18 protein-coding genes are annotated in these 24829 nt (G+C 36.5%); 11 read left to right on the top strand and 7 right to left on the bottom strand.

Features of this window, described 5'->3' with window-relative positions; translation table 11 throughout:
- The first annotated feature begins 196 nt into the window (after positions 1 to 196).
- Positions 197 to 448 carry a hypothetical protein gene (locus AC3HD6_RS00090; protein ID WP_488894512.1) on the top strand — a complete coding sequence of 84 codons (252 nt, stop codon included), beginning with the start codon at positions 197 to 199 and terminating at the stop codon, positions 446 to 448.
- Positions 449 to 549: 101 nt separating this feature from the next.
- Here the strand turns inward: AC3HD6_RS00090 and AC3HD6_RS00085 are convergent, their stop codons facing one another.
- The 3 genes from AC3HD6_RS00085 to katG all read right to left on the bottom strand — a co-directional run bounded on the left by AC3HD6_RS00085 (position 550) and on the right by katG (position 7107).
- Positions 550 to 3321: a T9SS type A sorting domain-containing protein gene (locus AC3HD6_RS00085; protein ID WP_488894511.1), complete on the bottom strand. Its 2772-nt coding sequence runs from the start codon at positions 3319 to 3321 to the stop codon at positions 550 to 552.
- 294 nt (positions 3322 to 3615) lie between these two features.
- Entirely contained in the window at positions 3616 to 4608 is a 993-nt protein-coding gene (locus AC3HD6_RS00080) for a hypothetical protein (protein ID WP_488894510.1), read from the bottom strand.
- A gap of 222 nt (positions 4609 to 4830) precedes the next feature.
- Positions 4831 to 7107, bottom strand: coding sequence for a catalase/peroxidase HPI (gene katG / locus AC3HD6_RS00075; protein WP_488894509.1), 2277 nt, complete (start codon positions 7105 to 7107; stop codon positions 4831 to 4833).
- Positions 7108 to 7659: 552 nt separating this feature from the next.
- On the opposite strand from katG, the gene AC3HD6_RS00070 reads away from it, so the two are divergent.
- Both AC3HD6_RS00070 and AC3HD6_RS00065 read left to right on the top strand, forming a co-directional pair.
- A complete protein-coding gene (locus tag AC3HD6_RS00070) occupies positions 7660 to 8127 on the top strand; it encodes a heme-binding domain-containing protein (RefSeq protein ID WP_488894508.1) in 468 nt (155 codons plus the stop codon).
- Positions 8128 to 8131: 4 nt separating this feature from the next.
- Positions 8132 to 8542 (top strand): thiol-disulfide oxidoreductase DCC family protein, encoded by a 411-nt coding sequence (locus AC3HD6_RS00065; protein ID WP_488894507.1) that lies wholly within the window; start codon positions 8132 to 8134, stop codon positions 8540 to 8542.
- A 119-nt stretch (positions 8543 to 8661) separates the two neighbouring features.
- Here AC3HD6_RS00065 and AC3HD6_RS00060 read toward each other — a convergent pair whose 3' ends face one another.
- Positions 8662 to 10101, bottom strand: a complete 1440-nt coding sequence (locus AC3HD6_RS00060; RefSeq protein ID WP_488894506.1) for an alpha-amylase — start codon at positions 10099 to 10101, stop codon at positions 8662 to 8664.
- A 187-nt stretch (positions 10102 to 10288) separates the two neighbouring features.
- Between AC3HD6_RS00060 and AC3HD6_RS00055 the strand changes: the two genes are divergently transcribed.
- Positions 10289 to 10963: a DUF4290 domain-containing protein gene (locus tag AC3HD6_RS00055; protein ID WP_068944530.1), complete on the top strand. Its 675-nt coding sequence runs from the start codon at positions 10289 to 10291 to the stop codon at positions 10961 to 10963.
- The gene (gene murA, locus AC3HD6_RS00050) at positions 10963 to 12270 is read left to right on the top strand and encodes a UDP-N-acetylglucosamine 1-carboxyvinyltransferase (RefSeq protein ID WP_488894505.1); all 1308 of its coding nucleotides are present in this window, start codon (positions 10963 to 10965) and stop codon (positions 12268 to 12270) included. Before AC3HD6_RS00055 ends, murA begins: the two co-directional genes overlap by 1 nt.
- Positions 12271 to 12604: 334 nt before the next feature.
- On the opposite strand, the gene AC3HD6_RS00045 is transcribed toward murA, so the two are convergent.
- Positions 12605 to 12916, bottom strand: coding sequence for a cysteine methyltransferase (locus AC3HD6_RS00045; RefSeq protein ID WP_488894504.1), 312 nt, complete (start codon positions 12914 to 12916; stop codon positions 12605 to 12607).
- A gap of 347 nt (positions 12917 to 13263) precedes the next feature.
- Positions 13264 to 13926 (bottom strand): YiiX/YebB-like N1pC/P60 family cysteine hydrolase, encoded by a 663-nt coding sequence (locus tag AC3HD6_RS00040; RefSeq protein WP_488894503.1) that lies wholly within the window; start codon positions 13924 to 13926, stop codon positions 13264 to 13266.
- Between the two features lie 100 nt (positions 13927 to 14026).
- Between AC3HD6_RS00040 and AC3HD6_RS00035 the strand changes: the two genes are divergently transcribed.
- Together AC3HD6_RS00035 and AC3HD6_RS00030 are read left to right on the top strand one after the other, a co-directional pair.
- Positions 14027 to 14728, top strand: coding sequence for a response regulator transcription factor (locus AC3HD6_RS00035; RefSeq protein ID WP_488894502.1), 702 nt, complete (start codon positions 14027 to 14029; stop codon positions 14726 to 14728).
- 27 nt (positions 14729 to 14755) lie between these two features.
- Entirely contained in the window at positions 14756 to 16123 is a 1368-nt protein-coding gene (locus AC3HD6_RS00030) for a HAMP domain-containing sensor histidine kinase (RefSeq protein WP_488894501.1), read from the top strand.
- Between the two features lie 127 nt (positions 16124 to 16250).
- On the opposite strand, the gene AC3HD6_RS00025 is transcribed toward AC3HD6_RS00030, so the two are convergent.
- The gene (locus AC3HD6_RS00025) at positions 16251 to 17102 is read right to left on the bottom strand and encodes an EamA family transporter (protein WP_488894500.1); all 852 of its coding nucleotides are present in this window, start codon (positions 17100 to 17102) and stop codon (positions 16251 to 16253) included.
- 515 nt (positions 17103 to 17617) lie between these two features.
- Here AC3HD6_RS00025 and AC3HD6_RS00020 point away from each other — a divergent pair.
- The 4 genes from AC3HD6_RS00020 to AC3HD6_RS00005 all read left to right on the top strand — a co-directional run bounded on the left by AC3HD6_RS00020 (position 17618) and on the right by AC3HD6_RS00005 (position 23636).
- Positions 17618 to 18100: an MgtC/SapB family protein gene (locus AC3HD6_RS00020; protein ID WP_488894499.1), complete on the top strand. Its 483-nt coding sequence runs from the start codon at positions 17618 to 17620 to the stop codon at positions 18098 to 18100.
- A 4-nt stretch (positions 18101 to 18104) separates the two neighbouring features.
- Complete coding sequence (locus AC3HD6_RS00015; protein WP_488894498.1) at positions 18105 to 19202, top strand: efflux RND transporter periplasmic adaptor subunit; 1098 nt, start codon at positions 18105 to 18107, stop codon at positions 19200 to 19202.
- 65 nt (positions 19203 to 19267) lie between these two features.
- The gene (locus AC3HD6_RS00010) at positions 19268 to 22378 is read left to right on the top strand and encodes an efflux RND transporter permease subunit (protein WP_488894497.1); all 3111 of its coding nucleotides are present in this window, start codon (positions 19268 to 19270) and stop codon (positions 22376 to 22378) included.
- On the top strand, positions 22368 to 23636 hold the full coding sequence (locus tag AC3HD6_RS00005) for a TolC family protein (protein WP_488894496.1): 1269 nt from the start codon (positions 22368 to 22370) through the stop codon (positions 23634 to 23636). The genes AC3HD6_RS00010 and AC3HD6_RS00005 overlap by 11 nt, the downstream gene beginning before the upstream one ends.
- Positions 23637 to 24829 lie beyond the last annotated feature (1193 nt).

Raw genomic sequence — 24829 nt, 5'->3', positions numbered from 1 at the left:
TTTATTTTCTTCTATTCAAATTTCATATCAATATACAGCCTGTTTAGTCTGTCTTAAAAATTGAACATAATCAATTATTATATGATTTGTTGAAGAATACTGAAATAAATGTAATTTTTAAATTATTATTGTTAAGCGTAGGTAAGATGACTGCATAAAACTATTTAACCAAAAAATTAAAATTCAACTGAATAAAATGACAGAATCAGAATTAAAAAACATCATCGAAATATGTAATAAAGCCACCTCATCTCCATGGACTTCATATATTGAAGGAAGAGATTTTGATTCCGGATCGAACTTTATTATGACCGGAGAAAAAGACAATAGAAATTACGATATAGAATTTATTTCAATAAAACCTGAAGATCAGGACTTCATTGCGATGGCAAGAAATGCAATTCCACTATTAATAGATGAAATTATTAAGTTAAAAAGAGACAAGTAAATAACAAAATATCTCCACTCACTTTTAAAGTCATTACCTAAAAAAACAAAAAACCCCTGAAATAAGATATTTCAAGGGTTTCTCTTTATCTAAAATTAAAATTATTTTTTAATAATTTTAAATGTTTTTACCGTATCACTGTTTGAAACTCTTACCAAATAATTTCCAGGAACTAAATTCACTAAATCAATTTGAGCTGAATTTGTATTGACTGTCTGGTTTAAAACCTTCTGCCCTACCAGATTAAATACTTCTACTTTACCTATTGGAGCATCATTTTCTATATTTAATATTGATGTTACTGGATTAGGATAAATACGGAGTTTTGCAGATGCTCTAACATCGTCCGTTCCTAAATAGTCTACAATAATCTCATCAGCACCAATAGTTGGATTTACAGTTTTCCTTATCTCACCATCAATATCTGTTGTTACTGTAGGAATTGGAGTTCCGGCAGCTGCTATTAATGGATTATTATTGATATCTAAATGTAAATCTGTAGCAGATACAAATACAGGTGCTACTCCCACAGAGTTTACATCTTTTGTTGTTGCACTGCGCCATGCTGCTAATGTTGCATAACTTGTTCCTGCGTTTAACTTAAGACTTCCTGATCTAAAACCACCAGCCTGAGGACCTCCGCTATAGAAAACATTATAATCTGAAACCAAATTGTCAAAAGTTGTACTTGCCGTTCCAAAAGCATACGTTTTAACTAACCCTCCACCTGTAGCAATCTGGGTTGTAGACATAATATTATTTTTCATTTCTAATGACGGATCAAGACCTGATAGTGCTATACAGTAACTTGGATATTGAAGTGACTGAGATCCACGGTCGCCCGATAAGGAAATAGTATTGTTATATATTTTTGTAGTAGACCCAACAGCACCCGCAACAAATATCCCCGCAACAATAGCAGGATTTTTTGCCTGACTTCTCACATTGCTGACCATATTGTTCTGCAGAATATTAGGAAGACCTGTATAAGCCCCTGAAACGGCAATTCCTACTGCTGAATTTCCAACATCAATTGCATTAACAACACCAGTTACAATGTTATTATTAACCATTGCCCCTGTTACCCCTCCACTATTAATGAGAGTTGAAGTAATACCTCTGCTTCCAATACCCAGCCCTGCTACATCTTCAAAAGTAGTATTTTCAACATACACTTTATTGTAGCTTACAACAGGGTTCATCTCATTATAAACAAATATACCTGTTTGTCTTATTCTATCCGCTACTGTTGTTGATGATAAATCATTTTGGGTAATAACTGTTCCGATATTTTGGTTTGCCAGGTTTTCTCCTGCTGAAATGATGCCCACTTTTGCATTCTTCACAGAGCAGTTTTCAACCCTGTTTCCATCATTGTCAATTCCACCACCCACAGCATTGATGTTACCGCTAAAAGAAACACCATAATTAGAATAATAGCCTATAATATTTACATTTTTTACCGTATTATTTTTTGCACCATTGGCCCCTGATTGAAAATTAATGACGGCATAGCTTTCAGTAGTCTTCCCCTGAATTGACAACTCACGCAGAGCAGAGTTTCCTCCAATCAGATAACTTCCGACTGTTGCTCCTGTTGTGGAGCCGTTAATAGTAACATTATCAGCTCCCGAAAACTTTAATAAAGAACCATAAGCTGCATCACCACCAGTTACTGTTCTTGGCCCTCCAAATGGCTGAATTAATACAGCATGATTTCCTATAATTTCATTTAAAGCATATTTACCTGTTTCTCCGGTTAAATCAGATATAATATTAATGGTGATAGGTCCTGATACCCCATCAACGCTCTGGTTAAGTGCTTGGAATATTCCACCGTCATTTGTTAATGAAGGATAATTTCCCCCTACTCCAACAGTGTAAGGTCCTGCCATAGGCGGCAAAACATTTTTTATCGTTACTGTACTTGTACTGTTACCATCAATAGTTGTACCTGTAGGATTCGATAGTGTGATAGAAAATGTTTCATTATCATCAGCTATGAGATCCGGTAAAGTAGTTACTGTAAAAGATTTGGGCTGCATATCCCCATCTGCCCAAGATAAAGTCCCGGATGTGGCATTGTAATCAGCACCGGCAATCGCAGTACCGTCACTGGTTGCATAGTCTACAGAAACAGCCCCTGTAGATCCGCCATTACGATTTACAGTAATTACCTGATTTCTGTTTTCCAGCATAGTAGTAGCAGAATAATCTAATGATAAGGTCCCCGTAGCTCCCGGTGTATCATATAAAATCTGAATATTAGGTTTTGTATTCATAATAGTTCCATTACCAATAAAAATAGGATCATTATTACTCTTCCAAACCTGTGTTTGAGCTGTAGCATTATGCCATCTAAGAATCTTGTCTGCAGTACCTTTACCAGGGGCGTCACCTAAACTGGTTCCCACCAATACATGTAAATGATTTCCAGTATATATAAAAGGAGCAGAAAAAGGCAGTGTAATCCATTTACCTGCTGCTACACTGGTACCAACAATAGTTCCGTTATAGACAGAGGTTAAACTTGAAGGTAATAGATTATAAATATCTGCAGTTAAAGTTGAACTAACACTATTTTTTATCCCGATAAATACAGGAACATTTACGGGAGTATATGCAGTCTGAACAAAATACCGCAGCCCTGTTATCTTTGAGCCTGTAGGGATGTTCATTTCATTTTTTTGATAAACAGAAAGTACACGGTCATGCCCATACATTGCACTCAAAGGCCTGTTTTCAGTTGTTGTAAAAGTATTTCCTGATGGAATCGTTAATTGAGCGGAGCTATTTGCACTGCAAAACAGAAGCGCAATAATAGCATACAAGGCTTTACGGGAGTAATCCTTTTTGATTTCTGATGTTTCCAAAGTTATTAGTTTGTTTGTTAGAATAGTTGCAAAAATACATAAAATCTGCCTACTATCAAAAAGCACGATTAAACCCATTCTACACAATATCCTGGTTTTGAGCTGATCAAAACAACCCATACCATGATTCTGAATTTATTATCCATTTTACACTCCATCTGAAATCTTCACTCCTGTAAGAAGTATTGTCTTTACCAGTATTTTTAAACTACAAAGCAATTGCTTATAAAATAAAAAACCACTGTGATATATTCACAATGTTTTTTTATATTTCCTAAAGACATTTAAATTCCCTTAGTAATACACAATCTTCCTATCTGTTACTGAAATTTTATTACCATTCAATGTAAAGCGTTTCATCTGAATCCAGTTATGTTGTGAATCATATACATATTCATATTTAACAGATACTTTATCATTTATTTTTCCATTATCAATGACTATTAATTCTGTAATATTTCCGTATTCATCGAATGTTTTCTTTAACTCAGTAAAAATATTTTCTTTAGCGTTTACAACCTGCTCGTAGATATCATTTCCTTTCTTATCATACTTCCATTTCCGAACTATTGGATAAAGTCCGGTTTCTTCCTGCATAATCAGGTTATTGTTATTGTCATAGCTATAAGTAGTTCCAGTTTCCCATTCTGGCAGATTATCAAATGTCTTTTCACTTATCAGGTTTCCATTCTTATATTTTCTGATCCATTTGGTAATCTGTTTAGGTTTTGACTTTTCATAAGACGAATAACGCAAAACAGCATCATTCATTTCTTTAATATCGTTAATATATTCCCGCCTTCTAATGGTATCCTCGTTGTTTTTAGTCTTTGAAAATTCAATTTTTTTATCACTCACAATGATTCCTTTTTCATTAAGGATCAAACTATTTACTGACTTTTTCTTATCACGTTCTTCAAACCCTACTGTTTTAACGACATTTCCCATTCCATCATAATAATATTGATATCTTCTTCCAAATTCATTGTTCTGAAGATAAGCCGTTTCTTCCGTCAGATTTCCATTATTATCGAATTTATAAATCGTTTTTGTCACTGAATGTTCCATATCAGCATGGAGAATAGACTGTTGGTATCCAGTAACCTCAATCGATTTCACCTTGCCCTGTAGCTGAAGTGTTTTATAGTTTTTCTGAAGCATCGGAACCTTTACTTTAGAAGCAGATACCATTGGAAGATCCTCTTGTTCCTTAGTCTGATTTTGATTCTTTTTTTGACAGGAAATCAGAGTGAGCACAGATAATGATAAGAGTACAATTGGTTTCATTGAATTTTTAGTTTTTTCAGGAACGAAGCATTATTGCCAGCTTCTACAAACTTCGGCATTTAATCTGTAAAAAAGAAATAGCAGTTTTACATTAATGAAGAAAACCTTAAGCTTTCTTTGAATCATCAAGCATTATTTTGCCCAGCTTTTCAGAATTAATTTCATAATAATAAAAAAGACAGCATTGCTGCTGCCTTTTCCTATTTTAATTTAAATACCTAGTTAAACAAGATCAAATCTATCCAGATTCATCACCTTCGTCCAAGCCTTAACAAAATCATTGATAAATTTACCCTGTGCATCAGCACTTCCATAAACTTCAGCAATCGCTCTCAGCTCAGAATTGGATCCGAAAACCAGATCTGTGCGGGTAGCCGTCCATTTTGGCTGGCCAGTTTTACGGTCTGTACCTATATATACCTCTTTATTGTCTGACATGGCTTTCCATTGCGTTCCCATATCCAGAAGATTCACAAAGAAATCATTGGTAAGAACTCCCGGACGGCTGGTAAACACACCATGTTTAGAACCATCAAAATTAGTATCCAAAGCACGCATACCTCCTATCAATACTGTTAATTCTGGAGCGGTAAGTGTTAATAGCTGTGCTTTATCAATTAATAAGGATTCTGTAGAAACCGTAAATTTTGTTTTCAGATAATTACGGAATCCATCCGCTGCAGGCTCTAAGTACCCCATAGATTCTACATCAGTTTGCTCCTGAGAAGCATCCATTCTTCCCGGTGCAAAAGGGACTTTCATCTCATGACCAGCATTTTTTGCAGCCGCTTCTACACCTGCATTTCCTGCTAAGACAATTAGATCCGCTAAAGATATTTTCTTACCTCCGTTCTGAGCATTGAATTCATTTTGAATTCCTTCCAACACACCTAAAACTTTCTGTAATTGTACTGGATTATTCACAGCCCAGTTTCTTTGAGGTTCTAATCTTACTCTTGAACCATTAGCTCCTCCTCTTTTATCACTCCCTCTGAAAGTGGAGGCAGAAGCCCAAGCTGTTGAAACTAGTTCAGAAATAGTCAGTCCAGAGTTCAAAACTTTCGCTTTAAGTACTTCAACATCAGAATCATTTACCAATTCATGATTTACTGCTGGAATAGGGTCCTGCCAGATAAGCTCTTCCTGTGGTACATCCGGTCCCAGGTAACGGGCACGAGGTCCCATATCTCTGTGGGTTAATTTAAACCATGCTCTTGCAAACGCATCTGCAAACGCGTCTGGGTTTTCATAAAAATGTCTTGAAATTTTTTCGTAAACAGAATCTAATCTTAAAGAAAGATCTGTTGTCAGCATAGTCGGTCTATGCTTTTTAGTAGAATCAAATGCATCAGGAATGATTTCAGCTCCGTCTTTTGCTACCCATTGGTGAGCTCCGGCAGGGCTTTTTGTCAGTTCCCATTCATTTTCAAATAAGTTTTTAAAGAAGTAATTACTCCATTGAGTAGGAGTTTCAGTCCAGGTCACTTCTAATCCGCTGGAAATAGCATCTCTTCCACTTCCGGATTTATAGCTGCTCGCCCATCCTAGCCCCTGTTGTTCAATTCCGGCTGCTTCCGGTTCTTTACCAACATGATCTGCAGGACCAGCACCGTGGGTTTTTCCAAAAGTATGTCCACCAGCGATCAAAGCAACAGTTTCCTCATCATTCATCGCCATACGTCCGAAAGTATCCCTGATGTCTTTAGCCGCTGCAATCGGATCCGGATTTCCATCCGGTCCTTCAGGGTTTACATAAATTAATCCCATTTGTACCGCTGCCAGTGGATTCTCAAGGTTTCTGGAATGAATATCTCCATCTGCATTATCATCTGTAGGAAGAACCGCCGAATGACCTTCTACTACTCCTTCAGAACCATGAGCATAACGCAAATCTCCTCCTAGCCATGTTTTCTCAGATCCCCAATATACATCTGCATCCGGCTCCCATACATCTGCACGTCCCCCTGCAAATCCAAAAGTTTTGAATCCCATAGATTCCAGAGCTACATTTCCTGTAAGAATTAAAAGGTCAGCCCATGATATATTTCTACCGTATTTCTGTTTGATCGGCCACAATAATCTTCTTGCTTTATCAAGACTTACATTATCCGGCCAGCTGTTTAATGGTGCAAAACGCTGCTGCCCAGCTCCTGCTCCACCTCTACCATCACCTACACGGTAAGTTCCGGCGCTGTGCCATGCCATACGGATAAACAGGGGTCCATAATGGCCAAAATCTGCCGGCCACCAATCCTGTGAATCTGTCATTAAAGCATGAAGATCTTTTTTTACCGCCTCAAGATCAAGGCTTTTAAATGCTTCTGCGTAATCAAAGTCCTGATCCATAGGATTAGACAGTGATGAATGCTGGCGAAGAAGATCTACTCTTAACTGATCCGGCCACCAATCTTTGTTTTGAGTACCTTCACCTGCTACACTCTTCTTCATTGTTCCGTTGTGAAACGGGCATTTACTGATGTCATTCAAATCTTTTTCCATTGTCGTTTATTTATTTTTTATATTGATTAATACAGTTTAAGTACCTCCCTTGTTGTAAGGACATGACAAACTTACAACGTTCACCCAATAAATACAATCTATTAATAATTATTTCAATGATAGTTAAAAACTATAAAGAAATAATTTCGACAGCATCAAAACTAAAGACACAATTGTGGTATTAAGTTAGTCATTTTTTAAATCCATTTATTAACTTTTACTCTATTTAGAATAACTCAAGGTAAGAAAGATGAGTTGGAAGAGGGAAGCTGGAGAATGGAAGATTATATTGTGTTTAAAAACCACTTTAAGTCATTTATTTGATCAATAAAAAAAGCAAAACTGAAAGAACTTTTAGCCTTTAGAATATTTAAACCTCATCTTCAAGTTCCTCTGTTCGTTCTCATCAAAAATCAATTCATACCAAACCTCTGCATTCATTATAACACATTGTATCCATCCTTTGTCATCCAAATACTTCCAGCTTCCCACTTCCGGCTTCCATCCAAAAAAAAATAACTACCTTTAATTTACCAACATAAATATCCTCTCATGAAAAAAATACTTATCATCCTTCTTGTAGTTTTCATTATCATTCAGTTTTTTCCTATTGATAAAACCAATCCACGTCCTACACCGGGAATGGATTTTTTGAAAATAAAAAACACTCCTGAAAAAATAGCTAAGATCATCAGGACATCCTGCTATGACTGCCATTCCAATGAAACCCAATATCCATGGTATACCAGTATTTCACCTGTTTCATGGTATGTAAAAAATCATATCAATGAAGGCCGGAAACATCTTAATTTTTCTACCTTTGCAGTATATGAACCTCAAAGACAGCTTCATAAAATAGAAGAATGTATAGAAATGATTGAGAAGAAAGAAATGCCTCTTGAATCTTACTATGTAGGACATCAAAATGCCAAACTGACTGATGAACAGCGTGCAGATCTTGTTCAATATTTCAAACAAGCTAAAGAAGATATGGAAAGAAGAATCATGTTTAATAAATAAAGTCGTGAAAAACTGGGAAGACAAACATATTGTATTTTTTGACGGAGATTGTGGCGTCTGTAATTTCTGGGTACAATGGATTCTGGAAAGAGATAAAAACGACAAGTTCATGTTCGCTTCACTTCAATCTGAATTTGGGCAGCAATTTTTATCAGAAAGAGGCTTAGATACCAAAGTGTTCAATACTTTATATCTTTGGAAGCCCAAACATTATTACTATATAAAATCGAGAGCTGTACTGCAAATTGCCGGTATTTTAGGTGGAATTTATAAACTTTCAGCTGTTGGCAAGATTATACCAGGTTTTCTGAGTGATAAAGCTTATAATCTTATTTCAAGAAACAGGATGAAACTGGCTAATCAAAAATGTTTTCTTCCGGATCAACATCAGAAGAAAAAATTTATTCAAGTATAATTTCCCACAGATTTCACAGATTTATACAGATGTTTATACTATAATGAAGAATCTGCGTTATCAGCAAAATCTGCGAGAGATTATATTATTTATTGAATTTTGAGCTATGAACTCATCACTCATAAATTAAGCGACCAAACAGAATAGCTATTCGGAGGACACTGAATTTTCACACGCTTATCTCCCTGCGTTGTCGGATACCAGCTTGAGTGTCCTGTAAAATCTTTAATCTGCTGATTACTCCAATTCGTATCAATCCATCTTTCCTGCCAGTTTGAGGAAGTGTTGATATACACTATAAGTCCCGGATTTCCGTTGTAACCATTACGTCTCGCAATATATTCGTCATTATCGGTATATAAAATAGAAGTAGTTCCTGTAGCTTTGTTGTTGTGAATCCAGATCAGATTGTTAAGTCTTTCTTTATTCAACCATTCTTCATAGTCTCTGTAAAAAATAGTTGGATATCCTTCATGAGTTAGAATATAAGCATACGCCGGCATTTTATTATAGATAATATCAGTATCATGATTAGCAACAAAGGTTACCGCTTTGTATGGATTTCTTTTCCACATCATGTCATCATTCAAAACGTTCAGATTGCCATTATCGAATGCTTCATCCATTTTATAATAGGCTGCAAAATCAAAAACGGAACTATTGGCATTATTAGCCCACCATTCTAAAGTATTTACATTGGAGTCCCATAGTTCTCCCACAGAAAAGCCTCCTACTTTAGAATTCCAGGTGTTGACTACCCAAGGGCCAAAACCTTTTACATAATCAAATCTCCAGCCATCAAATTTCATTACATTTTTATAATACTTGGCAACAGAATCATCTCTTCCCCACAGCCAGTCCTGTACATGAGGGTTGGCATGACACAAATCCGGGAATCCTCCAAAGGCTCCTTCATCATTGTTTCCGTAGGAGTTTTTATAAAAGTCATTATAGTTTCTTTGAAATTTTCCTGAAGCAACTCCTGAGAAATCCGTCCATGTATTCGTCCCGGTAAACGGATTGGCTTCCGATTGCCCGCCACTATTATGATTGATCACAATATCAGCGTATACCTGCATATTTTCAGCATGAGCTTTGGTAATCAAAGCTTCTAATTCTGTTCTTGATCCAAATCGGGTTTCTGTACTTCCATTTTGGTTAAAATTTCCAAAATCATAATAATCGGTAGGGTCATATCCCATGGAATAGGCACCGTTTTGAGCTTTTGAAGCCGGAGGAAGCCATACAGCACCCACTCCTGCATTAGACCATGCCGTTAGTTTATCTTTAACGGTGTTCCACCAATTGCCTCCATCAGGAACGTCCCAGTAAAATCCTTGCATCAGGACACTTCCACCAGGGCCTGCCACGAACTTTGCCTGTGCTGATCCTGATTCAGCTCCTGTGCTGAAAGGTCTGCCATCATGATGGGTTACATTTACAATTTTATCATGTACTTCTTCCTTCTTCGAGGATTCCGTACTCAATTCATCGTTATTCTGACAGGAGCTAAGAAGTGCTAAAGCCAGTAGGGAAGGAATAAAATGTGTTTTTTTCATTGGAATATTTAATTATCAAACTATTAAACAAGTTACATTTTTATTAAAAACAAACTCAAAATAAGGAGAAATATTTTTATTTTAAATAATAATTCAATGAGAATGATCTCTAAAATTTTCATTAAAAAATCATAATTTTTTAAGATTCTCGAAACAATTTTTCTTTTAATCCATATATTTGCATACTATGGAATACAATACCCAAAAAACTCAGCTTCATATGCCGGAATATGGCAGAATTATACAACAGTTGGTTGAGCGCTGCAAAGAACTTCCTACCAAAGAGGAAAGGAACGAAATGGCTATGGCAATCATCGATTTTATGGGTCAGAGAAACCCACAACTTCGCGACGAAGAAAATTATAAACATAAACTTTGGGATCATCTTTTTATTCTTGCTAATCATGATTTGGATGTAGACTCTCCTTATCCGTTCCCTACGATGGAACAATTGGCTGAAAAACCTAAAAGAATGGAATACCCAAAACTTCAGGGAGACTTTAAGTTTTACGGAAAAAGTATTCTTCAATTGATAGAAAAAGCAATAGAGCTGGAAACGGGTGATGAAAAAGAAGCCCTTATTGAAGTGATTGCCAACAATATGAAGAAATCTTATAATGTCTATAATAAAGAACATGTGACGGATGATGTTATTTTCCGCCACCTGAAAGAATTGTCTGAAAATAGGTTGGATCTTACTGGAATAGATTCTCTTGAAAAAAGCAAAATCTACTACACCAGCAATAACAACAACCGAAATAATAACAATAACAACAGAAACAGCAACAACAGCAATAATAAGAACAATAATAATCAGCCCAACAAAAGAAGGCATAATAACAATCATAAAAACAGAAAATAATGAGTGGAACATTTCAGATAAGAGGAGGGAAAAGACTGCAGGGTGAAATAACTCCACAAGGAGCCAAAAATGAGGCTCTTCAAATTTTATGCGCAGTACTGTTGACTGATGAGGAAGTAAGAATTAAAAATATTCCGGACATCCATGATGTAAACAGGCTGATTGAAATTCTTGGAGACTTTGGCGTAAAGGTTACTAAAAACGGTCATGGAGATTATACTTTCAAGGCTGACAAGGTTAATTTTGACTATATAAAATCCAACGAGTTTAAGAAAGACGGAGCCAAACTTCGTGGATCAATCATGTTGATGGGGCCTATGCTGGCACGTTATGGAGAAGCTTATATGCCAACTCCGGGAGGCGACAAGATCGGAAGAAGAAGACTGGATACTCATTTCCAGGGATTGGTTGAACTTGGTGCCGAATTCCATTATGATGAAGAAGAATATTTCTATTCTTTAAAAGCGAAAGAACTTACAGGAAAATTCATCTTATTGGAAGAAGCTTCTGTAACCGGAACGGCTAATATTGTAATGGCTGCTGCCCTAGCAAAAGGAAAAACAAGAATTTATAACGCTGCCTGCGAACCTTATCTTCAGCAATTATGTAAAATGCTGAACAGAATGGGAGCTAATATTTCAGGGATCGGATCTAACCTTCTTACCATTGAAGGGGTAGATTATTTAAGAGGGACGGAACACACTATGCTTCCTGATATGGTAGAAATCGGATCATGGATTGGTCTTGCTGCCATGACGAAATCTGAAATCACCATCAAAAACGTAAACTGGAATCAATTAGGAGTTATTCCTAACACCTTCAGAAAATTAGGAATTGAGCTTGAGCAAAGCGGTGATGATATTTACATCCCTGCTCAGGAACATTATAAAATTCAGAAATTTATTGACGGATCTATCCTTACAATTTCTGATGCTCCATGGCCTGGATTCACTCCGGATCTATTATCTATTATCTTAGTTGTAGCAACTCAGGCAAAAGGAAGTATCCTGGTTCACCAGAAAATGTTTGAGTCCAGATTATTCTTTGTAGATAAATTAATTGATATGGGTGCTCAGATCATTCTATGTGATCCACACAGAGCAACTGTAATCGGATTAAACCAGGAAGCACCTTTAAGAGGAACTACTATGGTTTCACCGGATATCAGAGCCGGAAATGCCCTTCTTATTGCAGCCCTTTCTGCAGAAGGAAAATCTATTATCCACAATATCGAGCAAATCGACAGAGGATATGAAAACATCGATGGAAGACTAAAAGCACTTGGTGCTGATATCGAAAGAATCTAAACTTATTTTTATTACCATAGAGCGCTCAGAGAGATCTGGGCGCTTTTTTTAACCCCCTATCTAATGTAAGATTTTTCACATTGCAGCCTTAGAGTATGCTAAGTTTGGGATTAGAACTTTGTATAAAGGATATAATATAACCGCCCCGCCAAAAATTCTCTGAATTTTTGACACCCTTCCAGAGGAGAGGAATTTTCACTTCTTCAATTGTAGTTGTATCTTGTTTTCGTTAAAATATCTGCATTAATCAGTTTAATCTGCGAGAGAATAAAAAGAAAAAGTGCCCGATAAAAGAACCGGACACTTTGAGTAATTAAAACTATATGAATCTCCCCTAAGAATACTTCCGGCAGAGATACTCTACCGTTGTATTCAAAAGTTTATTTTTATTCAGATAGACTTCCAGTTTCTGGTAGTCTTCTGAATTAACATTAATGTATAGTTGTACTGAACCAAAACTATATCCGTTCACATATTCAACGTTCGCAGACAACACTCTATGACAGATCCCCATTTGATTATAGATGGTATTCATTAAATGCTCAAATTTCATTTTGCCATTCAACTCTATTTCCAATAATAATTCTTTTTTAGGCAGGCTCAGTTTATTTTGAAAAACCTGCAGACTAGGGTTAGGTGTAATCATTGCTAAACATTTTTTGGTTAAACATATTCAGATCATTGCGTTCTGCATTTAAATCTGTGACAAAAATATAAAAAAATATTAGTCCACCAAATTAGTAGACTAATATTTTTTAAAATTTAACATAAAAAAAAGAAGCCATTACAGCTTCTCTGATTATTTTAGATCGAATTAGGAATAAATAAATGAGGTCAGGAAGCTGGAAGAGAAATGTTGAAAATTATTATTGTACGTAAAATTTTTATAAAGGTCGGAACTCATTAATTAGATTATATCAGGTGTGATAGAAAAGAGTGTTATTGATACTTGCAATTTCAGGTCTCCCATCTTCCACCTTCCATCTTCCATCCTCAAAGCCCTCCTACCCTTTCCAGTTTTTCTGAGCCAGCCAGCCCATTGGGATTGCATCCAGGTTCTCCTTCAGGAACTTTCAAATTTTTCTTTCCATAGAATTCTTCCCAGAAAGCATTGACTTTGCCAGTTTTGGGATCAATAAATGTCATAGGTTCTAATTTAAAAATATGATCCTCACGAAAAGCCCGCTCTATAAAATCTGAACAGTAATATGAGCTTTCATCCAGAATATAATTGAAATTATAAGGTTTTCCCAGCATGGAATGAGCCTTTTCAATAGCAATAGGAATTGATTTCTGATATTCAGCTTTCAAACGGTAGACAACAACGTTTTGCTGATCTTTTTTCTGATCTTCGACAAATTCCTTTAAACTTTGTTTTTGTGAACCCCCTTTTGGCGCTGCATGCAAAACAAATAATTTGTTTCCTTCTTTTTCAACAATACCGATGTGATCAAAAGATGCTGTTTTCTGTTTTTGGGTAACATTATTAATAGCACCGGAGAGTCCTGTTTCTTTAGCAGTAACGAAAAGCAAGTCTCCGTTTTGAAGCTGAAGGATATTTTGCTGAGTAGTACATTGGGTCAAAAGCAATGGTATTAAACATAAAAACCCAGCAACTATACTCTTGAAAATCATTTGTTTCTTAAATTTCGGCATTTAATTAATCTCTAATCTGCCAAAATTACAAAATAGAATTCATTACATTTGTGAAGAATATTACCTCATATTTTCACTTACAAACACTTCACCTATTCTTATGCCTCATATTTTATTAGTAGAAGACGATGACAGACTTTCCAAGCTTATCACAAAAGGGCTTCAGGAAGCTGAATTTGAAGTAAGCACAGCGTATGATGGATCAACAGGATTGAAACTGGCGTTGCAGAAAAATTATGACCTCATAGTCACTGATATTGTGTTGCCTAAAAAAAATGGTCTCGAATTTTGCAATGAAATAAAAGCTCTGAAACCTAATCTTCCGATGATAATGCTTACGGCTTTGGGCACTACGGATGACAAACTGGAAGGATTTGATGCCGGAGCAGACGATTATATGACCAAACCTTTTGAAATGCGTGAATTGGTAGCTAGAATCAATGTTCTTCTCAAACGTTTTTCACAACAGAGGCTGCAAAAAATTTTCGTCCTTAAATATGAAGGTATTGAAATGAATCTGGAACAAAAAACTGTAAGCAGAGACCATGTTCCCATCAAACTGACTCCCAAAGAATTCAACCTTCTCAAATTGATGATGGAAAATTCAGAAAAAGTACTTTCCAGAAGTGAAATTGCAGAAAAGGTATGGGAAACTCACTTTGATACCGGAACCAATTTTATTGATGTTTATATTAATTATCTGCGAAAAAAAATAGACAGAGATTTTGAAAATAAACTCATCCACACCAAAGCCGGAATGGGTTTTATTCTAAAAAAAGACTACGAAACGAGAAATATTTAATTCGGTACGAGTGTAATTTTCACCAGAATGAAAATAAGGACAAGACTTACCCTGCTTTTTACTTTAATTACTGCAATGCTTTTAAGTGTTTACAGTATCACCATCTATTATTCCTCAAAAGAAGCCAGAGAAAAGTCTTTTTACAGCGAGTTACAGAATGAAGCCATTGCTAAAGCGGATTTGTTTTTTCAGAGTTCATTACCGGAACAGGAAATGCACAAATTGTATAAAAACAACAACAGAACTCTTAATGAAGTTCAGGTTGCCATTTATGACTCAAAAAAAGAACTTGTGTACCACGATGATGCAAAAGTGGATTATGTAAAAGAAACCCCGGAAATGCTTTCTCAGATATTTGAGAAAAAAAAAATAAGTTTCTTCCTGAATGACTTGCAGGTGATCGGAATGGTATATCATTATAATGGAAAAACCTATGCCGTCACAGCTGCTTCTTATGACAAATATGGGTATGAATATCTTACGCATCTCCTTACCATCAGTATTGCTTCTTTCATCAGTATCTTAGTATTCATTTATCTGGCTGGAATATTTCTTTCCAAAAAAACATTAAGCCCTCTGAGTGAAATGGTCAATCAGATCAAAAAAATTACTGCCGGAAAATTGCAGTTACGCCTAAAGACCACAGAAGAAAAAGATGAACTTAATGAACTGGCTCAGAATTTTAATGGAATGCTGGAACGTCTTGAAAATTCGTTTGATGCGCAAAAGTATTTTGTGTCCAATATTTCACACGAACTTCGTACACCACTTTCGGCAATTATCACAGAACTGGAGCTGGCTTCTGAAAAAGAACTGTCAAAGGAAGAATACAGATCAACCATTCAATATGCATTAGAAGATGCACGCAATATGGTTAAGTTATCCAATAGCTTAATGGATCTCGCTAAAGCAAGCTATGATCCTAATGAAATCAGTTTCTCAGAAATACGAATTGATGAAGTACTTCTGGAATCTTATGCAAAGATTCTAAAAGAAAACTCAACTTATAAAGTTTCCTTAAATATTGATGATCTTATCGAAGAACATCAACTAATTATGCAGGGAAATGAATACCTGCTGCAGGTTGCTTTCAATAATTTAATTGATAATGCCTGTAAATATTCGCCTGAGCACTTATGCTCTATAGATGTGAAAGCACATACAGAAAAACTTTATATCAGTTTCATCAATACCGGAATCACTATTTCTCAAGTGGATTTAGTTCACATTTTTGAACCTTTTTACAGAAGCGAAACTTCTAGAAAAGAAAAAGGTCATGGAATCGGGCTTTTCCTTACTGAGAAAATTATTCATCTTCATCAGGCGTCTATTAAAGTCACCTCAGAAAATAATACAACTGTTTTTATGGTAGTTTTTGATATTGAAACAGGTTAATTTTTTTTACGTGCAAATCTTTTAGCTATAAAGACACATAAGTTTAGAAAATATCTGTTTTTCTTATCCACAAAGATCTGTGAAAATCCGTGTATTCTGTGGGAAATAAAATTAATCTTCTTACATCTTAATTATGAGCATTAACCGTCTTATTAAAAACAGTGGTTCCTATACTTGCGGCAATTACACAACTAATAGAAATCCATTGTAGAAAACTAAGCTCTTCAGCAAGAAACACCAATCCAGACAAAGCAGCAAATGCTGGTTCAAGGCTCATCAAAATACTGAAAGTCTTTGCAGGAAGCTTTTTTAGAGCCATCATTTCCAATGAAAATGGCAAAGCGCTCGATAGGATAGCAACGCCCAGCCCTTTTACAAAAATAGTAGGAGTCATATTAAACACAGTCCCATCCCATATCGTAAAAGGAATAATCACTAAGCTTGCAAATAGCATCCCTGTAGTGACAGCATCTTTTCCATCCATTATTTTAGAAACTTTACCACCCATTACAATATAAAGAGCCCAGAATATTCCTGCCAGAAAAGCTAATCCAAGTCCTAATAAATCGATATGGTCGCTCTTCCACGGAACGATAAGTAATATCCCTGCACAGGCTAATAACGCCCATACCACATCCAATACCTTACGAGATAATGCTAATGCAAGAAATAAAGGTCCCGCGAATTCAACAGTTACAGCCAATCCCAAAGGAATTCTTTGAATCGCCATATAGAAAATAAGGTTCATTGCAGCTAATCCTACTCCATACATGGCACAATACTTCCATTTTTGTGGGGTAAACTGTAAAAATTTGGGCCGATTGATAATGGTAAGTAAAATAGCAGAAAGTAAAATTCTCAAAGTAACGGTTCCAATGGCTCCAATTGCCGGAAAAAGCTGCTTGGCAATGGATGCTCCACCCTGTACACAGATAATGGCTAACAAAGTGGCGGGAATCGCTAAGTTTGAATTTTTCATTTCTAAAATATATAATTTATAAAGACTACTTTGGGTTTGAAACCAGGAGATAATCAACCTTTATTCTATAGAAATCTACATAGTATAAGCTGAATTTTGTCAAATGTATTAAAATTTTATCTTAAAAAACGGTTACAGATTAGATATAAAGCTTCTCATCTGTAACCACTGGTAAATCTTTGTACAGCAGTAATTTACAACATTGAACTGAAATACAACTGATTAAAAGTAATTCTACTCACAATCTGATCAAGAAACTTCATCATTAATAATATCATATGATACTATCAATAATATAATTTTTATTTCAAAAACGTCATTCCACTTTCTCTAATAGTTTTCTAATAACATTCTAAAGCTTTTCTAACGGCTGAAAAAAGCCAGTCTTACTACTTTTGCCCTGTAAAAAATAAAGCATATGGACGCAGATCCTTACAGTAGTTATCAATCTTAAAAGCTTTAGTTGTACTCACTTTTCCCGTACAGCTTATAAGCTTTATAAAAAAGGAAAAGTTATGAATACATTTGAATTTACACTTCGTTTATTAACTGCATTCTGTTTAGGCGCCGGCATAGGCTTCGAGAGACAGTGGCGTAAAAAAAATGCAGGACTCCGCACCAATACTCTAGTTTGCATAGGTTCCGCAGCATTTGTACTCATTGCCATCAGAATTGGTGGTGATGCAGCCGGAAGAATCACTTCTTATATTGTCAGCGGAATCGGATTCCTCGGTGGCGGTGTTATCATGAAAGATGGCCTCACCGTCCGGGGATTGAATACTGCTGCTACTTTATGGTGCTCTGCTGCTATAGGAGCATTATGTGCACTCGGATATCCCAAAGAAGCACTCATTACCGTCTTTTTTATTGTTTCTACGAATATATTTCTGCGACCTACTTTATCTACTCAAAAGGAAGCACGAAGTAAAAAACTGGTCATTAACAAGAAAAAGAATAATCCAAAACCAAAAATCAGCAACAGTACCCAATTTTATTAAGATTATGAAAAGAATTATCTTAAGCATTATCATTCTTTTTGCAATGTCCTGCAAAGAAAATGTCCCACAAGATCCAGAACAGGAAATTATCCTGAAAAACAATCAGGTTACCATTTCCGAAAACAATCCTGTATTCAAAAAAATAAAAACGGAAATCGTCTCTGAGCAAGAGCATAGTGACGGAATCGTTTCCGCTGGAACAATCCAGGCTATTCCCAACCATTATGCAGAAATTGCCAGTCCATTTTCCGGCAGAATTACAAAATCCTTCATTCAGCTTGGGCAAAATGTTTCAGCCAACAGCCCTCTCTTCGAAATCCTTTCCTCTGATTATTTTTCAGTTCAGAAAGACTACACAGATGCGCTGAATGATGTACAACTTGCAGAGAAAAATTACAAACGCCAGCAGGATCTGGTAAAACACGGAGTCGGTATTCAGAAAGAACTTGACGAAGCAGAAACGGATTTCAAAAATAAAAAAACATCACTTTCCAATGCATCTTCTGCCTTGAAAGTTTATAACAGCAAAGGTGGCGGTATCGGAAGCCCTCTTATTGTAAGATCTCCAATTAATGGAGAAGTTATTTCCAACAAAATTGTCAATGGCCAGTTTCTTAAAAGTGATGCCGAGCCTGTCATCATCATTGCCGAATTATCCAAAGTCTGGATTTCCGGGGATGTCAAGGAAAAAGATATTCGTTTTGTCAGTATCGGAGATCATGTTTCTGTAAAAGTAAGTGCTTATCCAGACAGAAATATTACCGGAAAAGTATATCACATCAATGAAATCGTAGATGAAAACACCCGCAGTATCAAAGTCCTTATCGAATGTGATAACCCGGATAGGAAATTAAAACCCGGCATGTATGCGACCGTCAATTTCGCGACTACTCCTGAGAAAACAGTTATGATTCCTATCGGTGCCCTCATGCAGCAAGACAGTTCTCAGTATGTATGGCTCAAAACAGGTAAAAATCAATTTACCAAACGCTCGGTAACCACCGGAGAAACCGATCAGAAAATGATAAGAATCACTTCCGGATTAAAGACAGGTGACACCATTATGACCGAAGGTGGAATTTATATGCTGGATGCAAAATAATGTAAAATGAACTGATGCAAAAAGTACAGGACATATCTGTGCCGTACATAATATCTATTAAGAACATGAAAAAACTTTTGACAATCTCTATACAGAAGAGATGGCTGATGCTCGCACTCTTCCTTTTACTGGGGTTCTTTGGCTATTATTCCTGGACCAAATTATCCGTAGAAGCTTATCCTGACATCGCAGATGTAACTTCACAGGTAGTTACACAGGTTCCGGGACTGGCTGCTGAAGAAGTAGAACAGCAAATTACGATTCCTTTGGAAAGGGCGCTTAATGGCCTCCCGGGAATGCATGTCATGCGAAGCAAAAGCACCTTCGGACTTTCCATGATTACTATGGTTTTTGATGATGGTATTGATGACTATTGGGCAAGACAGCGTATTCAGGAAAGGCTTACGGATGTTACCCTGCCTTATGGTGCACAGCCGGGTCTTGATCCTCTTACCTCTCCTATCGGCGAAGTGTACCGCTATATTATTGAAAGTAATAATCATAGTTTGCGGGAACTTACAGATTTGCAGAAATTTGTTATCATTCCACGTATCAAACAGGTTTCAGGAATTGCAGATGTGACCAATTTTGGTGGGATTACCACTCAGTTTCAAGTGGAGTTAGATCCTCATAAACTTGAACAGTATGGTCTTTCATTATCTGAAGTTACCGAAACTATTTCAAAAAATAATGTAAGCGCCGGAGGAAGTATGCTTCCCCGTGGAAATTTAGCGTATGTTATTCGGGGAATAGGTCTTGTAAAAGATTTAAATGACCTTGGAAAAATTGTAGTAAAAACTGAAAACGGTGTTCCGGTATTCCTGAATGATGTAGGAACATTGAAATACGGAAACCTGGAACGAAAAGGTATTCTGGGATATACAGACAGAAAACGAAACTATCCGGAAAGTATAGAAGGAATTGTACTGTTATTAAGAGGACAAAACCCATCACAGGTACTGGAAGGAGTTCATGAAGCTATTGATGAACTAAACAATGAAACTCTACCTCCTGGCGTAAAAATTCATCCTTTCCTTGACAGAACAGACCTGGTAAGTACTACCCTTCACACAGTTTCCCATACACTTACCGAAGGAATTGTACTTGTAATTATTGTACTGATTGTATTCTTAGGAAGCTGGCGTGGAGCTTTATTGGTAGCCATTACCATCCCGCTTTCTTTATTATTTGCGTTTATTTTAATGCATTTTACCAGTATTCCGGCTAACCTTCTTTCCCTGGGAGCTATTGACTTCGGGATTATTGTAGACGGAGCTATTGTAATGCTGGAAACCATTCTTAAGAAAAGGGAAGAGAATCCTGAAGAATCTTTGGAAGAAAAAACCATTACCCAAAGAGTGATTGAAGTAGCAAAACCTATCTTCTTCTCTACGATTATCATTATTACAGCCTATCTTCCATTGTTTGCCTTTGAAAGAGTAGAGAAAAAGCTGTTTACTCCTATGGCATTTACAGTAGGGTATGCTTTACTGGGTGCTCTTGCTGTAGCATTGCTCCTTATTCCTGGTCTGGCTTATGTAATCTATCGAAAACCACAAAAAATATATCATAACAAATGGCTGGAAAAAATAAGTACCCTTTATGGCAAAAGGATTGAAAAAATAATACGGGCACCTAAAAAGGTAATCATACCAATAAGCATTGTTTTATTATCAGCAGGCATCCTGTCTTACACTGTAGGAAAAGACTTCCTGCCTGAGCTGGATGAAGGTTCTATATGGCTTCAGGTACAGCTTCCGCCAGGTATTTCTCTGGCTAAAGCAAAAGAAATGAGTGATACTTTACGAGCCAGAACACTGAAACATTCGGAAATTACTTATATGATGGTTCAGGCTGGCCGTAACGACGACGGGACCGATCCGTGGACAGCTTCTCACTTTGAAGTTTCTATTGGGATAAAGCCTTACAATGAATGGCCTTCCGGAAAAACCAAAGCAGACCTTATTAAAGAATTAGCTGCTGATTACAAAGAAATGCCAGGATTTACGGTAGGTTTTTCACAACCGATGATCGATGGAGTAATGGATAAAATTTCCGGCGCACACAGTGAACTCGTTGTAAAGGTATATGGAGAAGATTTCAAGGAAACCAGAAGAATTGCCGAAAATGTGTTGTCCACTTTAAACAAAATTCCAGGTTCTGCCGACCTTGCCATTGATCAGGAACCTCCCCTTCCTCAGCTGCAGATTATTGCTGACAGAGATAAGATTGCTCAATATGGATTAAATGTATCAGATGTTGCCGATCTTATTGAAGTCGCCCTTGGAGGAAAAGCAATTTCGCAGATCTTTATTGGCAATAAAGTCTATGATATTTCCAGTCGTTACACAGAAGACAGCCGAGACACTCCTGATAAAATAGGAAATCTGATGCTCACCTCAGCTTCAGGAGCTAAAATCCCATTATCCCAGGTTGCAGAAGTAAAATTAAGTACCGGAGAAAGTACTATCACCAGAGAAATGAATAAAAGACACCTTACCGTAAAACTGAATTTAAGAGGAACAGACCTTTCTTCTTTCCTGAAAAAAGCCCAGGACAAGATTGAACAAGAGATCAAATATGACCATGAAAAGTATCAGATCAAATGGGGTGGGCAGTTTGAAAACCAGCACAGAGCCTATTCCCGATTGGCATTTATTGTTCCTATGGCATTAGCTATTATGTTCCTGTTATTGTATGGCGCATTTGGAGATTTTAAACAAGCATTGGTATTAATGTCTATCGTTCCGCTGGCTTTATTTGGAGGAATGCTTGCTCTTAACCTCCGTGAAATGTCTTTGAACGTATCTTCTGCCGTAGGATTCATTGCCCTTTTCGGAGTTGCCATTCAGAATGGTGTGATTATGATTTCCCATATCAATGACCTCCGTAAAAAAGGATATGATCTGAAGCTTGCCGTCATCAAAGGGGCGCAAGATCGTTTCAGACCGGTATTGATGACAGCAACAGTGGCAGTAATAGGATTGTTTCCAGCGTCATTGGCTACAGGAATCGGATCTGATGTACAACGGCCTCTGGCAACTGTAATTGTGTACGGATTAATGTTCTCGACTATTTTAACACTATTCGTTCTTCCTGCTATCTATTTTATGGCAGAGCGTCACAACGAAAAACAAAATTTAGAATCAGATGAAGCCCTTACATATGAAAATTAGAGTATACTTTATCATAGGAATAACCTTGTTATTCATCGTAACCAATAAAGTACAGGCACAGGAAAAAGAAGTTCTGAATTTTGAAGAATACCTGAGCCTTGTCGGAAAAAAAAATCTGGGATATGCCGCTCAGAAATACAATGTAGAGATGTCGGAAGCCTCTATCCAGACAGCAAGTATGTTTCCGGATCCACAACTGGATCTAGAAAGGACCAATAATGGAATTAAAGAAAATATGGGGTATGTATATGGTGCTTCCGTTGGCTGGACCCTTGAAATGGGAGGAAAAAGAAAAGCAAGAATAAACCTGGCCAAAGATCAGGCTGAATTAAGTAAAATTCAATTACAGGATTTTTTCAGAAATCTTCGTGCTGATGCGAGTCTCGGTTATGTAGAAGCTTTAAAATCCAAGGCAATTCTCGAAGTACAGCAGGATTCTTATAAAAACATCCTGCAGCTTGCAAAATCAGACAGCATCAGATATCATCTAGGAACCATATCTTTGGTCACCTCAAAACAGAGTAAACTGGAAGCTGCATCTCTTCTGAATGAAGTATACCAGGCTGAAAGTGCAGAACAACAGTCAATGACCGGATTGGCTGTATTTCTCAGTGATGGCAAAATAACAGATAGAAATGTTGCCGGGGATTTTAATGCGTTCAATAGGGATTTTAATATTGACGATCTGATCATTCAGGCATTAAATACAAGAGCAGACCTGCTGGCCGCCAAACAGAATACACAAGTAGCCAAAAGCCAGATCAGCCTTGAAAAAGCCAACCGAAAAATAGATTTGGGCATCAATGCCGGAGCAGAGCGTCACACTGAAGCGACAAACGAAATTGCCCCCTCTCCCACTGTAAATGCAGTAAAACTAGGAATCAGTATTCCTTTGAAATTTTCCAATAGAAGAAATGCAGATTTAAAAATAGCAGAAATGGCTCACTCCCAGGCTGAACTGGAATACCATCAGGCTGAACAGGCAATACAAGCAGAAGTCATGCAGGCCTATCAACAATATAGAGCCACTCAAAAGCAGGTAAAACAGTTTCATAACGGAATGCTTACTGAAGCAAAAAGCATATTGGACGGCATCACCTACAGTTATAAAAGAGGAGAAAGTTCCATTCTCGAAGTACTGAATGCCCAAAGAACCTACAATGGAGTAAGAAAAGATTATTACCAGGCCCTTGCTGATAATGCAGCCGCTTTGATCGAACTTGAACGCAGATCGGGAATCTGGGATATTAATTTTTAAGAGAAAGGAAGTTGGAAGCGGGAAGGCGGAAGTTGATCCAACCGAAAATAACTCGAACACCTTTTAATTAACCTTTCAAAACAGAGGATATTTTCCATCAAAAGAATGAAAGAAGTCAGTACCACAAAAAGTACTTCTAACTTCCCTCCTCCAGCTTCTAACCTTCAACAATCTAAACAAAATAACACAAATCTTACTCATTCAAAAAGCCCTGAATCATACAGATCTCAGGGCTTTTGAAAATAAAAATTTGGGAATTATATATCACATTTTATACGTTTTGTCATTCTGACGAAGGAAGAATCTAATTATTTATGAGATTCTTCATTTCACTTTGTTACATTCAGAATGACACTGCCAAATAACAAATTTTAAAATTAGTATTGAGTTTTATCCAATTAACAAACAACTGAAATCTCAATTTCGATGTTTCAAAATTGGGGGTATTTTCCATCAAAAGAATGAAAGAAGTCAGTAACATAAAAAGCACTTCTAACTTCTCTCTTCCAGCTTCCAACCTTCAACAATCTAAACAAAATAACACAAATCTTCCTCATCCAAAAAGCCCTGAGATCTGTATGATTCAGGGCTTTTGAAAATAAAAATTTGGGAATTATATATCACATTTTATACGTTTTGTCATTCTGACGAAGGAAGAATCTAATTATTTATGAGATTCTTCATTTTACTTTGTTACATTCAGAATGACACTGCCAAATAACAAATTTTAAAATTAGTATTGAGTTTTATCCAATTAACAAACAACTGAAATCTCAATTTCGATGTTTCAAAATTGGGGGGTATTTTCCATCAAAAGAATGAAAGAAGTCAGTAACACAAAAAGTACTTCTAACTTCTCTCTTCCAGCTTCTAACCTTCAACAATCTAAACAAAATAACACAAATCTTCCTCATTCAAAAAGCCCTGAGATATGTATGATTCAGGGCTTTTGAAAATAAAAATTTGGGAATTATATATCACATTTTATACGTTTTGTCATTCTGACGAAGGAAGAATCTAATTATTTATGAGATTCTTCATTTCACTTTGTTACATTCAGAATGACACTGCCAAATAACAAATTTTAAAATTAGTATTGAGTTTTATCCAATTAACAAACAACTGAAATCTCAATTTCGATGTTTCAAAATTGGGGGTATTTTCCATCAAAAGAATGAAAGAAGTCAGTAACA

This window comes from Chryseobacterium sp. II3a, assembly GCF_057815135.1.
Note: the sequence above shows the minus strand (reverse complement) of the source record. Positions and strands in the feature narration are given on the sequence as shown.